The organism is Promicromonospora sp. NPDC059942 (assembly GCF_042731755.1).
GTDB lineage: Bacteria > Actinomycetota > Actinomycetes > Actinomycetales > Cellulomonadaceae > Promicromonospora.
Map to the genome: position 1 here is coordinate 246,052 of NZ_JBHWLR010000001.1, position 12,666 is coordinate 258,717.

General features: G+C 70.3%; 14 protein-coding genes. 7 read left to right on the plus strand and 7 right to left on the minus strand.

Annotated features, from left to right (window positions below):
• Nucleotides 1–5 precede the first annotated feature (5 nt).
• Both ACFV9Q_RS00975 and ACFV9Q_RS00980 read left to right on the plus strand, forming a co-directional pair.
• Nucleotides 6–887, plus strand: a complete 882-nt coding sequence (locus ACFV9Q_RS00975) for a carbohydrate ABC transporter permease (RefSeq protein ID WP_377232751.1) — start codon at nt 6–8, stop codon at nt 885–887.
• Between the two features lie 20 nt (nt 888–907).
• Nucleotides 908–2,236, plus strand: a complete 1,329-nt coding sequence (locus ACFV9Q_RS00980; RefSeq protein ID WP_377232752.1) for an ABC transporter substrate-binding protein — start codon at nt 908–910, stop codon at nt 2,234–2,236.
• Here ACFV9Q_RS00980 and ACFV9Q_RS00985 read toward each other — a convergent pair.
• The gene (locus ACFV9Q_RS00985; RefSeq protein WP_377232753.1) at nt 2,217–3,074 is read right to left on the minus strand and encodes a helix-turn-helix domain-containing protein; all 858 of its coding nucleotides are present in this window, start codon (nt 3,072–3,074) and stop codon (nt 2,217–2,219) included. The genes ACFV9Q_RS00980 and ACFV9Q_RS00985 overlap by 20 nt on opposite strands.
• Before the next feature lie 156 nt (nt 3,075–3,230).
• Here ACFV9Q_RS00985 and ACFV9Q_RS00990 point away from each other — a divergent pair, with 156 nt between their 5' ends.
• The gene (locus tag ACFV9Q_RS00990) at nt 3,231–4,427 is read left to right on the plus strand and encodes a Gfo/Idh/MocA family protein (RefSeq protein ID WP_377232754.1); all 1,197 of its coding nucleotides are present in this window, start codon (nt 3,231–3,233) and stop codon (nt 4,425–4,427) included.
• Between the two features lie 54 nt (nt 4,428–4,481).
• Here the strand turns inward: ACFV9Q_RS00990 and ACFV9Q_RS00995 are convergent, their stop codons facing one another.
• The 5 genes from ACFV9Q_RS00995 to ACFV9Q_RS01015 form a co-directional block, all read right to left on the minus strand.
• Nucleotides 4,482–5,012, minus strand: a complete 531-nt coding sequence (locus ACFV9Q_RS00995) for a DUF1269 domain-containing protein (protein ID WP_377227434.1) — start codon at nt 5,010–5,012, stop codon at nt 4,482–4,484.
• A 156-nt stretch (nt 5,013–5,168) separates the two neighbouring features.
• Nucleotides 5,169–5,621, minus strand: coding sequence for an Hsp20/alpha crystallin family protein (locus ACFV9Q_RS01000; protein WP_377227435.1), 453 nt, complete (start codon nt 5,619–5,621; stop codon nt 5,169–5,171).
• A 149-nt stretch (nt 5,622–5,770) separates the two neighbouring features.
• Nucleotides 5,771–6,769 (minus strand): hypothetical protein, encoded by a 999-nt coding sequence (locus ACFV9Q_RS01005; protein WP_377232755.1) that lies wholly within the window; start codon nt 6,767–6,769, stop codon nt 5,771–5,773.
• A 5-nt stretch (nt 6,770–6,774) separates the two neighbouring features.
• Nucleotides 6,775–7,038 carry a GlsB/YeaQ/YmgE family stress response membrane protein gene (locus ACFV9Q_RS01010; protein WP_377232756.1) on the minus strand — a complete coding sequence of 88 codons (264 nt, stop codon included), beginning with the start codon at nt 7,036–7,038 and terminating at the stop codon, nt 6,775–6,777.
• Nucleotides 7,039–7,158: 120 nt separating this feature from the next.
• Nucleotides 7,159–8,049, minus strand: coding sequence for a LysR family transcriptional regulator (locus ACFV9Q_RS01015; RefSeq protein WP_377232757.1), 891 nt, complete (start codon nt 8,047–8,049; stop codon nt 7,159–7,161).
• A gap of 144 nt (nt 8,050–8,193) precedes the next feature.
• Here ACFV9Q_RS01015 and ACFV9Q_RS01020 point away from each other — a divergent pair, with 144 nt between their 5' ends.
• Nucleotides 8,194–9,312: a serine hydrolase domain-containing protein gene (locus tag ACFV9Q_RS01020; RefSeq protein ID WP_377232758.1), complete on the plus strand. Its 1,119-nt coding sequence runs from the start codon at nt 8,194–8,196 to the stop codon at nt 9,310–9,312.
• A gap of 7 nt (nt 9,313–9,319) precedes the next feature.
• Here ACFV9Q_RS01020 and ACFV9Q_RS01025 read toward each other — a convergent pair whose 3' ends face one another.
• Complete coding sequence (locus tag ACFV9Q_RS01025; protein WP_377232759.1) at nt 9,320–10,435, minus strand: iron-containing redox enzyme family protein; 1,116 nt, start codon at nt 10,433–10,435, stop codon at nt 9,320–9,322.
• A 231-nt stretch (nt 10,436–10,666) separates the two neighbouring features.
• Between ACFV9Q_RS01025 and ACFV9Q_RS01030 the strand changes: the two genes are divergently transcribed.
• From ACFV9Q_RS01030 to ACFV9Q_RS01040, 3 genes are all read left to right on the plus strand, one after another.
• Nucleotides 10,667–10,888 (plus strand): CDGSH iron-sulfur domain-containing protein, encoded by a 222-nt coding sequence (locus ACFV9Q_RS01030; RefSeq protein WP_377232760.1) that lies wholly within the window; start codon nt 10,667–10,669, stop codon nt 10,886–10,888.
• A gap of 67 nt (nt 10,889–10,955) precedes the next feature.
• Nucleotides 10,956–11,354, plus strand: coding sequence for a CBS domain-containing protein (locus ACFV9Q_RS01035; protein WP_377232761.1), 399 nt, complete (start codon nt 10,956–10,958; stop codon nt 11,352–11,354).
• Nucleotides 11,355–11,475: 121 nt separating this feature from the next.
• A complete protein-coding gene (locus ACFV9Q_RS01040) occupies nt 11,476–12,666 on the plus strand; it encodes a zinc-dependent alcohol dehydrogenase (protein WP_377232762.1) in 1,191 nt (396 codons plus the stop codon).

The following is a 12,666-nucleotide window of genomic DNA, read 5'->3' on the forward strand; positions in this document are numbered from 1 at the left end:
CGCACATGCGTACACGGATCACCTGGGGCCGGCTGCTCGCCTGGGTCGTGCTGTGGTTCTTCGTGCTGGCCACCGTGCTGCCGTTCTACTGGATGCTGCGCACCGCGTTCTCGGACAACCAGGCGCTCGCCGCCCAGTCCTTCTCGCTGCTGCCCGCCGACTTCACGCTCGGCCCGTTCAAGCGGGTGTTCGGCCTGGCCACACCCGAGGAGGCGATGGCGGAGGGCGGCTCGGGCGCGTCGCTGAGCTTCTGGCTCTACCTGCGCAACTCGCTCGTGGTCGCCACGGCCGTGACGGTGGGCCAGGTGCTGTTCTCCTCGATGGCGGCCTACGCCTTCGCGCGGCTGAGCTGGCCGGGGCGGGACGCCTGGTTCGCCGTCTTCCTCGGGGCGCTCCTGGTGCCGCCGATCTTCACCTCGCTGCCGAACTTCCTGACGATCAAGTCGCTCGGCCTGCTCAACACGCTGCCCGGGATCATGCTGCCGAGCCTGTTCATGACGCCGTTCGCGATCTTCTTCATGCGGCAGTTCTTCCTCGGCATCCCGAAGGAGATCGACGAGGCGGCGATGATCGACGGCGCCCAGCCCTGGCGCATCTTCTTCCGGATCATCCTGCCGATCTCGGCGGCGCCGGTCACCACGCTCGGCATCCTCACGTTCATCAACACCTGGAACGACTACTTCTGGCCGCTCCTGGTGGGCCAGACGGAGGAGTCCAAGGTGCTCACCGTGGCCCTCGGGGTCTTCCGCTCGCAGACGCCGCAGGGCGCGCCCGACTGGGCCGGGCTCATGGCCGCGTCCCTCGTCGCGGCCCTGCCCATCGTGATCCTCTACGCCGTCTTCGGCCGCCGGGTCATCAACTCCATCGGTTTCTCCGGCATCAAGTAGCCGGGCCAGAAAGGAACACCATGAAGCGAAAGATGCTCGCGGGCGCCGTCGCCCTCGCGTCCCTGTCCCTGACCGCCTGCGCGGGCGGGTCGTCCGGCGCCGAGGCGGAGGGCCAGATCGACTACTGGCTCTGGGACTCGAACCAGCAGCCCGCCTACCAGCAATGCGCCGACGCCTTCCACGAGGCCAACCCCGACCTGACGGTCAAGATCACGCAGCGCGGGTGGGACGACTACTGGTCGGCGCTGACCACCGCGTTCTCGTCGGGCACCGGCCCGGACGTGTTCACCGACCACGTGTCCAAGTACCCCGAGTTCGTGGCGAACGGGCAGCTCCTGGCCCTCGACGACCACATCGCCGACGTCGACCTCGACCAGTACTCGGCCGGCCTCGCGGACCTGTGGGTCGCGCAGGACGGCAAGCGGTACGGCCTGCCGAAGGACTGGGACACCGTCGCGATCTTCTACAACCAGGAGATGGTCAAGGACGCCGGGCTGACCGAGAAGGACATGCAGGACCTCGACTGGAACCCGGACGACGGCGGCAGCTACGAGGAGGCCATCGCGCGCCTGACCGTCGACGCGAACGGCGTGCGCGGCGACGAGCCGGGCTTCGACAAGGAGAACGTCGCGGTCTACGGCCTGGGCATCCCCGGCGCCGGGTACGAGAACGGCCAGACCGAGTGGAGCATGTACACCGCCACCACGGGCTGGACCCACACGGACGAGAACCCCTGGGGCACGCACTACAACTACGACGACCCGCGCTTCCAGGAGACCATCGCCTGGTGGTACTCCCTGATCGAGAAGGGTTACGCCCCGCCGCTGGAGACCACGATCGGCGCGTCGGTGAACGACAACTTCGGCGCGGGCAAGTCCGCCATCAACATCAGCGGCGACTGGATGCTCTCGACCTACTTCGGCTACGACGGCGTCGACGTTGGGCTGGCGCCCACGCCCACCGGCCCGAACGGGAAGCGCGCGAGCATGTTCAACGGCCTGGCCGACTCCGTCTGGGCGGGCACGGACAACCCCGAGGGCGCGGCGAAGTGGGTCGCGTTCCTGGGCTCGACCGACTGCCAGGACCTCGTGGGCGCCGCCGGCATCGTGTTCCCGGCGATCACCAGCTCGGCCGAGATCGCCACGGAGGCGTTCGCCGAGAAGGGGATCGACGTCTCGCCGTTCACCACCCACGTCGAGGACGGCACCACGTTCCTGTTCCCGGTGACCGACCACGCCTCGGACGTGCACGCGATCATGACCCCCGCGATGGACGAGGTGCTGGGCGGCAAGGCCGACGTCAGCTCGCTGACCGAGGCCAACGAGCAGGTCAACGCCCTGTTCGACTGACCGGGAGGCGCGGCTGGTCGTGCTGGTTCTCGCGCCGGTACGCCGCCGGAGGCACGCCGCAGACGTCGCCGAACGCGGTGTAGAACCGGCTCACGGAGCTGAAGCCGGACTCTGCCGCGACGTCGGCGACCGGCAGGCCCGTGGTCACCAGCAGCCGCCGCGCCTCGGCCAGCCGGCACCGGGTGAGGTAGTCGACCATGGTGGTGTGCACGACCTTGCGGAACTGGGCCATGGCGTAGTTGGGGTGCAGCCGCACGGTCCGTGCGACGTCCGCGACGGTGAGCGGTTCGCGGAAGTGCTCGGCGATGTGGCGCACCATCGCCAGCACCTGGCGCAGGGCCGGGTCGCCGGCTGCGAACTGCCGCACCGGCTGCCCCGGTGTGGCCAGTCCGAGCCGGCGCACCCGGGCCTCGATCTCCAGCATCGCGATGCGACGCAGCTCGGGCTGGTCACCCGACAGGTCGGCGGCCCACTGCGTGAAGTTCGCCGGGTCGGTCGTCAGCGCCGCCTCCGGCGGTGAGATCAGCGGCATGCCGGACAGCAGACGGCCGACCAGGGCGGCGGGCAGTCCCCAGCCGAGGAAGGTCGAGAACGGCACGTGCACCCAGTGCGCCCGGGTCGCCGTGCTGGCGATGAGCTGGTGGGGCACCGCCGCCCAGAACGCCGCGACCGACCCGGGGCCGATCTCGACCGGCACGCCACCGAACAGGTAGAGCATCGTGCCGCCCTCGGTGACGAGGTTGATCTCCAGGTCGTCGTGCTGGTGGGCGGTGCCCATCAGGGTGGGGCGGCCCGACCAGCTCAGGAGAGCGGACGGCTCGATCTCGATCTGCGACATCATCTGCCCCCGAGTGCCTGAGGATCCTGGAAGAACCGGCTTGGATCCGTGAAGAGTTCGCCGATCGTAGGTACGTAGGGTCAAGGCCGTCAACGCGGCCGCCGGCCGTCGTCGCGCCCCCGGCCGCATCGCCGCGGCCCAGGACAAGGAGCATCTGTGTTCACACTTGGCATCGTCGGAGCCGGGCAGTTCGCCGGGCAGTTCGTCAAGCTCTGGAACCTCCACCCCGGCGTCGGGGACATCTACGTCACCGACCTGCTGCCCGAGCGCGCCGAGAAGCTCGTCGGCGAGTACGACCTCGCCGGGACCGTCCCGTCCTTCGAGGCCCTGCTCGCCTCCGACGTCGACGCCATCGCGATCTTCACGCAGCGCTGGACGCACGGGCCCCTGGTGGTCCAGGCGCTGCGCGCCGGCAAGCATGTCTACTCCTCGGTGCCGATGGCCGTCTCCGAGCCGGAGATCGAGGCCATCGTCGACGCGGTCCGGGAGACCGGGCTGACCTACATGATGGGCGAGACGAGCTACTACAACCCGGCGACCGTCCACGCCCGCGACCAGGCCGCGAAGGGCGCCTTCGGCCGGCTGTTCTACGCCGAGGGCGACTATCTGCACGACATGGACCTCGGCTTCTACGACGCGTACCGGTACAGCGGCGGTGAGAACTGGAAGTCCACCGCGAGCTACCCGCCCCTGATGTACCCCACGCACTCCCTGGGCGGGATCCTCGGCGCCTGGCAGACGCACGCGACCAGCGTCTCGGCGATCGGCGTGCTCGACGACCGCGGGGACGGGGTGTTCGACAAGGACGTGAGCCAGTTCGCCAACGACTTCTCCAACGCCACCGCGCTGTTCGAGGCCGCCGGGGGCGGCGCGTTCCGCATCAACGAGTTCCGCCGGGTCGGGTTCCCCTCGCACTTCCGCGAGTCGCGGTTCCGGTTCTTCGGCACCGAGGCCAGCATGGAGCAGCTCGTCAACGTCAGCCTCTGGCAGGACAAGCAGGAGGTCGTGGACATCACGGAGCACCTGGCTCCCAAGCCGACGCTGTCACCCGACGACCCGTCGCTGGAGCACGTCTCGCCCGCGCTGCGGGACGCCTTCACCTCGGGCTCCGCGCCGGTGCACGACCGCTCGCGGCTGCCGAAGGAGTTCGCGAACGTCTCCAACGGCCACGAGGGCAGTCACCACTTCCTGGCCGACGACTTCGTCACGGCCGTCACGACCGGCGCCCTCCCGCCGGTGAACGCCTGGGTCGCCGCGCGGTACACGATGCCCGGCATCGTGGCGCACGAGTCGGCGCTCAAGGGCGGCGTCCGCCTGGACATCCGCGACTTCGGGGACGCGCCGCAGAGCTGACGGCCGGGGCGCTGGGGCGACCCGCGACGCCGCGTTCGGATCGCCCCCGCGGACTCACCTCGCGGTGGCCTCGTCGATCGCGGCCTCCAGCGCCTTCTCGTCGGCCTTCAGCTCCTTCTTCTCCAGCCTGGCCGCGCGGGCGATCGCGCTCTCCACGTGTGCTGCCACGTCCGAGGCGGCGATGACGACCAGGCCGCTCTGCCCCTCGTCGAGGAGCTCGCCCAGGTCCTTCAGGTCGCCGCGGCTCATCCCGCCGGCGACGTGCCCGGCGAGCGCGCCGATGGCGCTGCCCCCGGCGCCGCCCGCGAGCAGGGCGCCACCCAGACCGATCGCCGGGAAGAGGGCCACGAGTGCGCCCCCGGCCAGGCCGAGACCCAGGCCGCCCCAGGCGCCGTGCCGGGTCGGCTGCTCGTGCTTCTTGACGATCTTGACCTTGCCGTCGGCGTGCCGCGAGACCACCGCCGCGTCGTAGGTGTCGATGAGACCGCTGACCTGGTAGAACTCCTTCACCGCCTCGTAGTCGGTCACCGCGTCGTCCTCGCTGCCGTAGCTGGCCGCGAAGGCCACCAGGGTGTCGAGCGCCATGTCGTCTCTCCTCGATAGCGTGGCCCGCCGTCCGCGGGGCACTCGTTCGATGGTTCGACCGCGACGCTAGGCCGGGGTGCGCCTCGTCGAGTCACATGATTCGGGTGACCCGCCCCTTACGCCGTCGAGCCGGCGTAAGGGGCGGGTCGACGGCGGTCAGGACTCGATGGTCTGCCGGTCGCCGGATCCTCGGCCGATGGGCGTGGTGCCGGCGGTGTGGGCGACCTCGATCTTCCGCGGCTTGGCTTCCTCGCTGACGGGGATGGTCAGCGACAGGACGCCGTCGGTGTACGACGCGGAGATCCGGTCCAGTGCGAGCCCGCGGCCTACCGTGAGCTGCCGGGCGAAGGTGCCGGTGGGACGCTCCCGGACCAGCCACTGCGCGTCGTCACCCGAACGCTGCGTGCGTTCGGCGCGGACGGTCAGCGTGCGGTCCTCGACCGAGACGTCGATGGTCCCCGGGTCGACTCCGGGCAGGTCCATGGACAGCACGTAGTGGTCGCCGGTGCGGAACAGGTCCATCGGCAGGGTGCCCGACTGTCGTGCGTTGCTCGCGAACGAGCCGAACAGCCGGTCCATCTCCTGGAACGGGTCCCAATAGGTAGCCATTGCGCATCACCTCCCATGCTGATGCGGTCCTGGCCCCTCCAGGACCGCGGCGCTCGACGGCGGTGGGTGCCGCCGTCCGGCTACAGTCAATTTTTAGCACTCTTGATGCGAGAGTGCCAAGGGTCTGGAGCCGCAAGCGAGAAGAAGTGCTACCTGCCCTGCCGGTCGCGCGCGAGGCGCTCGCGCCGGTCCTCCTCGCGCTTGGAGTAGGCGGCGGCGCGAATCGCCTCGTCCGACTCCAGGCCAGAACCAAGACCACCACCGACGGTTGCCGCTGATGCGACGAACCAGGCCAGGACCACCAGGTCGCCGTACCCGAGCGTCGCCCCGACGTAGCCGCCCATCAGGTCGGGGTCCAGGACGAACAGCGCCCACACCAGGTTCACGACGTAGAGAGCGCAGTAGCAGATGACCACGCCGGTCACGAGTGTCAGCACCGTTGACGCGTTGTAGAGGCGGGACCGCTCCCGTGCCTGTGGCGAGTCGCCCTCGGGGCGGTCCCACAGCTCGCCGTCGATCACGAGCCAGGCCACGACGAGGGTGACCGAGGCGATCGAGGCCACCACCAGGCGCCACCACGACAACGAGTCCGCCAGTACCCAGACCGTCGAGTTGACCGTGGCCACGGCGCCGGTCGCCAACGCCGCCACGAGCGCCGACTTCAGCCCGGGCACCAGCAGCCAGGGACGGTTCGCGAGCACCATGCCGAGCAGAAGGCGCCACCGACCCCGCAGGCGGGGCAGGACGACGCGGTGCCTGTCCTCCCCGCTCGGCTCGGCCATCGTGCTGACCAGCGAGCGCACTGCCCGCCGTGCCCGGGCGTGGACCCGCAGCCCGCCGAGCGCGGGCAGAGAGAGCACCGCGGCCTGCCGACCGGGATCGGTGTCGGCCAGCAGGTGCCGGCCGTTCCCGTCGTGAAGAGGAAGCTCGGTCAGGCCGACGACGAGGTCCCAGTCCCGCTCGCGAGCCTCGTCCTGCAGCCTGTCCAGCGCGGTCCGGAGGTCCTCGGACCCGGTCGTGAACGGCTCGCTCACCACGGTGATGTCCCACGCGACGCCACCATCGGGCGGGCGCAGGTCAGCCAAGCCTTGCGCGATCACGGTCGGCGCGGCCGGGTCGGCCACGAGTCCTACGCGGACGGACTCCATCTGGTTCAGGCCCGTCGACGTGCGACGGCTCCCCAGATGACGAGCACGAGGAGCGAGCCGACGAGCGCCCAGAACCACGTGGTCAGCGAGAAGAAGGACTCGTTGACCTGGACGTCGAAGAGTGCCCCACCGATCCAGCCGCCCAGCAGTGCGCCGAGCACTCCGACGACGAGCGTGATGAACCATCCTCCGGCGGCCTTGCCGGGAAGGATCGCCCGGGCGATGGCGCCCATGATGAGTCCGATCAGGATCCAGCCGATGATGCCCATGGAAGCTCCGTTCGACGATGCGTCCCCTGACGCGTGCGGACGCTCTGGCTCAAGCCCTGGAAGACGACCTGTTGCTCATCCACTTTCACCCGGTTGGCCGGTGCTCGCCACGGGAAGTCGTCAGAGCTCTCGCGGGCCGAGGTCGCTCAGCACCGTGGTGAGGTTGCGGATGCCCGCGTTGTCGTTGTCTGCCCTCCAGATCGGGCCCCAGCTGATCCTCCAGTCCTGGCGGAACGGCCGGTAGGTGAGATCGGGGCGCCGGTAGTAGCGGGCCGCGTGGCCGCCGAGCGGTTGGGCGACCTCACCGTTCGCGGTGGCGCTGAAGGCCTGTTCCAGGTCCGCGATCACCGGACCGCGCGTGATGGTGCGCCCGCCCGGTGTCTGGAACGGGTTGAAGACGTCCATGTACTCGTCCGCGAAGGCGCCGGCGGTGTCGATCACCTCGAAGGCGGCGAGGTCCTCCAGGCTGACCGCGTCGGCGCGGGCCAGATCGTGGTCGAGCGCGAGGGCCACGACCATCGGCTCGGTGAACATCACCGGGCCGCTCGTGAGGTCGGGCTCCGTGATGGGGAGCCACCCGACGTACACGTCGATGTCACCCTGCCGCAGGACGGCCATGGCGTTGCTGAACGGCTGGTAGCGCACCCGAAGGTCCCAGGTGGGGTGGGCGGCGCGAAACGCGTCCCAGTACGGCCGCAGCTCCAGGGTGTTGCCGGCGGCGGTCCCGACGCGCAGCACGCCGGACCGTCCGCTCGCTGCCACGCGTGCCCGTTCGGTGCTGTCCGTGATGGCCCGGAGCAGGGGCCGCAGATCGTCCCGGAGCCGCTCGCCGATCGGCGTCAGGCGCACGACACGGCTGGTGCGGTGGAACAGCGGTGCCCCGATGCTGCGCTCCTGCTTCTTGATCGACTGGCTGACCGCCGCCTGGGACAGGTGCAGGCGCTGCGCGGTCCGGCCGAAGTGGAGTTCCTCGGTGAGGGTCAGAAAGATCTCGATCTCGCGAAGCTCCACGTCGTTCCTGTCGATCAGCGGTGGTGATCGCTGCGTTGCGATTTTCGCCGTTGTTGAGCGGTTTGGCCGGAATCGATGATAGACGGGGCGGCCAGGACGAGGTCCTGCTGGTGCCGCCTCTTCCCACGTCGAACGGAGCCAACCATGACCGCGCCATCCCTCCCCACCCTGCGGACGGCGGACCGCGACCAGCTGCAGCGAGACATCGAGACCATGGTCGAGGCCGGGTTCACCGGGGTGCAGCTGCGCGTGCACGACGAGCAGGGCGACTGGACCGGCGTCGCCGGCCGGCAGGCGCTGGACGACGACACCCCGCCCTCGACCGACGGGCACGTCCGGATCGGCAGCAACACCAAGACGTTCGCCGCGACCGTGGCGCTGGCGCTGGTCGGCGAGAACGTGCTCAGCCTGGGCGCGCCGGTGCACGACCACCTGCCTGAGCTCCGGCTGGACCCGCGCATCACCCTGCGCATGCTGCTCCAGCACACCAGCGGCGTCTTCAACTTCACCGGTGAGTACTACGACGACGGGACGTTCGTGCCCGGCATCCCCGCGACGCAGTCGGGCAAGGAGTGGGTCGACAACCGGTTCCGCACCTACGCCCCGGAGGAGCTCGTCGGGATCGCGCTGTCCAACCCGGCCCGGTTCGAGCCGGGCACGGACTGGAGCTACTCCAACACGAACTACGTGCTGGTCCGGCTGCTGATCGAGCGGGTGACCGGCCGCTCGTTCGCCGAGGAGACGCAGCGGCTGGTCCTGGGGCCGCTCGGCCTGACCGGCACGGTGCTGCCGGGCACCTCGCAGGAGATCCCCGCCCCGTACACCCACGCCTACTACCGGTACGACGACGGTGGCGAGGAGAGGACGGTCGACGTCACGCGGCACAACCCGTCCTGGATCGCCACCGGCGGAGACATGATCTCGACCACCCAGGACCTGCAGACCTTCATCGTCGGGCTGCTCACCGGCAAGCTGCTGCCCGACGCCCTGCTGACCGAGATGCTGACGCCGCACCCCAAGGCGGGCTACGGCCTGGGCGTGTTCGTGCAGCCGACCGAGGCGGGCGGGACCGTCATCACCCACAACGGCGGCATCGCGGGGCACGCCGCGCTCATGTACAGCACCCCCGACGGCAGCCGCACCCTGACCGCGGCCCTGCACTACGTGGACGACCCCACGATGTCGATGGGCGCCGCCTTCCAGCAGGCCAACCAGGCGCTCGTCCAGGCGGTGTTCGGCGGCGAGGAGGCGTCCGACCGGTAGCCCGACTTCAGGTATGGCTGGCGTCCCGGTGCTCCGGCACGTCGTTCACCGGAGCCAGCAGGGCGGAGGCGCCTCTCTTCCAGTGGTCGAGCGCGAAGGCGGCGACGTCGCCCTCGACCGCCAGGCACGCGGTGGCACCGAGGAGGATGTCGTCCCGCAGCCCCGGATCCTGCTCGGCCAGTCGACCGGCGAGGTCATGGCCGGCGATCTGCTCGTGGACGGCGTCCGCCTCGACGTGCTCGTCGAAGTATCGAGTCGTGCCGGCATCGTGACCGAGGCGTCTGAAACCGTTGCCGTACAGCCTGCTGGGGATCGACGACGTCATCTCGTACGCGGCCAGGTGACCGACGATCGCGCCTCGGAGCCGGCGGTGCAGCCCGAACAGCGACATCGTGTTGAGCGCGACGAGCACCGGGGTGGGCACGACATCGACGTACCAGCCGTAGCTGTCGTCGAGCCCGGCTCCACGCATGGCACGCGCGAAGAGCTCCGCGTGCATGTGGCCCGACTGTCCGCCGCCGTACTCATCGGTCTGGATCTCGACCAGTGCGGCCTTCGGCGCCCCGGTCAGCCGTGGTATGGCCCACGTGTGCGGGTCGGCCTCCTTGAGCTGGTAGAGCGACTTGAGCACGAGGTACTCGCGTGCCTGCTCGGCGTCGGCATGCTTGGCGACGTAACGAGCCATGCCCGGTCCGTCGTCGGCGGCGATCTCGAAGAGTCGGCGGGCGACGCCGGCGGCGTCCGTCGCTGCGCAGGTCGGATGGCCCGCGCGCGAGCGCAAGGCCGCTTCGAACGGACGCTCCAAGGTTTGTCGGACTGCCAGCAGCGCGGGCTCCCACTCCCAGGCGTCGTCGACCTGGTCGACGCCTCGGTAGTGCAGCTCGTACAGCAGGCAGAGCGCGAGCTGCAGGTCCGCACACCGCAGGACGTCCGTGGCGTCGTCGCAGCCGGCGACGACATCCGCTGCGGCCTCGCGCACCCGGGCAAGACGGATGTGCGTGTCGTCGGACGGAGGCCCCGCGACGAGCACCGCGAGCAGCTCGGCACTCAACCGGCCACGGGGTCGCGGAAGCGGTAACCGCTGGGTCCGGCGTGCGTCTCCCCGCGCCACGTCGTCCGACAAGTCATGCCTCTCCGGGGAAGTCCTGGTGCTGGTGGAAGTCATCGAAGTGTCCCGTCGGTGGTGAGGTGCGAAGTTGCCCAACGCGATGGTCGGCTCATCGTGTGCACGGAGTCGTCAGCTCGCAAGGCGTTGCACTCCTGGTCGCGCCAAGGTTGCGAGTGGCAGCGACCCCCTTAGGTTGGGCGGATCAAGAGGGTGAAGCTGGAGCATCTCCGGAGAGAAGGAGGCGACGTGTCGACGCCAGACTCGCGTCCGGTCACGAATGAGGTCACCGTCCGCGCGTGCCCAGACGGCCCACTCCTGGTGCGGGGCCCGGCCACGATCGTGGACGAGGCCGGCGACGCGGTACCCCGGAGCCGCGCCACCGTGGCCTTGTGTCGCTGCGGCGGCACCGCCATAGCGCCCTGGTGCGACGGGACGCACAAGGTGAACGGCTACCGGTCCGACGACTGACCGGGCGTCCCGCACGGCAGCTCGACGACCTCGGCAGGCGGCGCCACCGCGACAAGGAGGAGACGCCATGGATCATCCGTCCGTCGCCGATTTCATGACCCCTGCACCGCCCGCGGTGGACGTGACCGACACGCTGCGCTCAGCCGCCCGGACGATGGCCGAGCAGGACCTGAGAGCGCTGGTGGTTCAGGACGGCACCAGAGCGGTCGGGGTCGTCACCGACCGAGACATCGTGGTGCGCGGTCTTGCCGCCGGACTCGGCGCGGAGGCCACCGTGGAGCTGGTCATCGGCGACAGCACCGTCACGGTCGGACAGTCCGACTCGGTCGAGGCCGCGTTCGACGTGATGCGCGCCGCCAGGGTTCGCCGTGTCCCGGTCCTGGACAGAGACACGGTCGTAGGACTCCTCACCTTCGGAGACCTCGATGTCGAGCGCGACATCATGTCCGTACCCACTACGTGGTGAGGCCCCGCACTCCCGGCCGGCGGGAGGGGCCGGGTGGGGCGCGCGATGGCGAGTGGTGCGGGAACGCGCGAGGGTCGAGGTTCAGACCGGCAGTGCACGCGACACCGAGAGGACGGCCGCCATGCGAGCACTCACGTGGCAGGGGCAGCAGAAGGTCAGCATCGAGGACGTGCCGGACCCCCGGATCGAGCAGCCGAACGACGCGATCGTCCGGGTGACCTCCACGGCCATCTGCGGGTCGGACCTGCACCTGTACGGCGTCCTGGGCGCGTTCCTCGACGCGGGGGACGTGCTGGGGCACGAGACGATGGGCGTGGTCGAGGAGGTCGGGCCGGAGGCCGGCGACCTGCGGGTCGGCGACCGGGTCGTGGTCCCGTTCGGGATCGCGTGCGGGCGGTGCTGGATGTGTCAGCACGGCTTGCAGTCCCAGTGCGAGACCACCCAGGTCACGGACCAGGGGAGCGGTGCGGCGCTGTTCGGGTACACCAAGCTGTACGGCCAGGTGCCTGGCGGGCAGGCGGAGTACCTGCGGGTGCCGCAGGCGCAGTACGGGCCGGTCGTCGTACCGGACGACGGGGAGCCCGACGAGCGGTACCTGTACCTGTCCGACGTGCTGCCCACGGCCTGGCAGGCGGTCGAGTACGCCCAGGTGCCCCCGGGCGGGTCGGTCGTCGTGCTGGGCCTTGGCCCGATCGGCCAGATGGCGACTCGGATCGCCGCGCAGCGTGGCGCGGGACTGGTCGTCGGCGTCGACCTGGTTCCGGAGCGGCTGGCGATGGCGGCCCGGCACGGCGTCAGCGTGCTCGACCAGAGGCGGACCGACGTCGCCGAGACGGTCCGCGACCTCACCGGAGGACGCGGCCCCGACGCGGTGATCGACGCCGTGGGCATGGAGGCGCACGGCTCACCCGTCGCCGAGGCCCTGCAGAAGGCGGCCGGCGTGCTGCCCGACGTCGTGGGGCGGCCGCTGGTCGAGCACGCGAGCACCGACCGGCTGGCCGCCCTGCTCACCGCCATCGAGCTCGTCCGCCGCGGTGGGACGCTCTCCCTGGCCGGCGTCTACGGCGGCGCCAAGGACCCGCTGCCCATGCTCACGCTCTTCGACAAGCAGGTCACGATCCGGCAGGGGCAGGCCAACGTCCGACGCTGGATCGGCGACCTGATGCCGCTCGTCCAGGACCCCGCCGACCCGCTCGGCGTGCTGGACCTGCGCACCCACCGCTGGCCGCTCGACCGGGCGCCGGAGGCGTACGAGATGTTCCAGCGCAAGGACGACGGCTGCGTCAAGGTCGTGCTCGACCCGGCGGCCTGA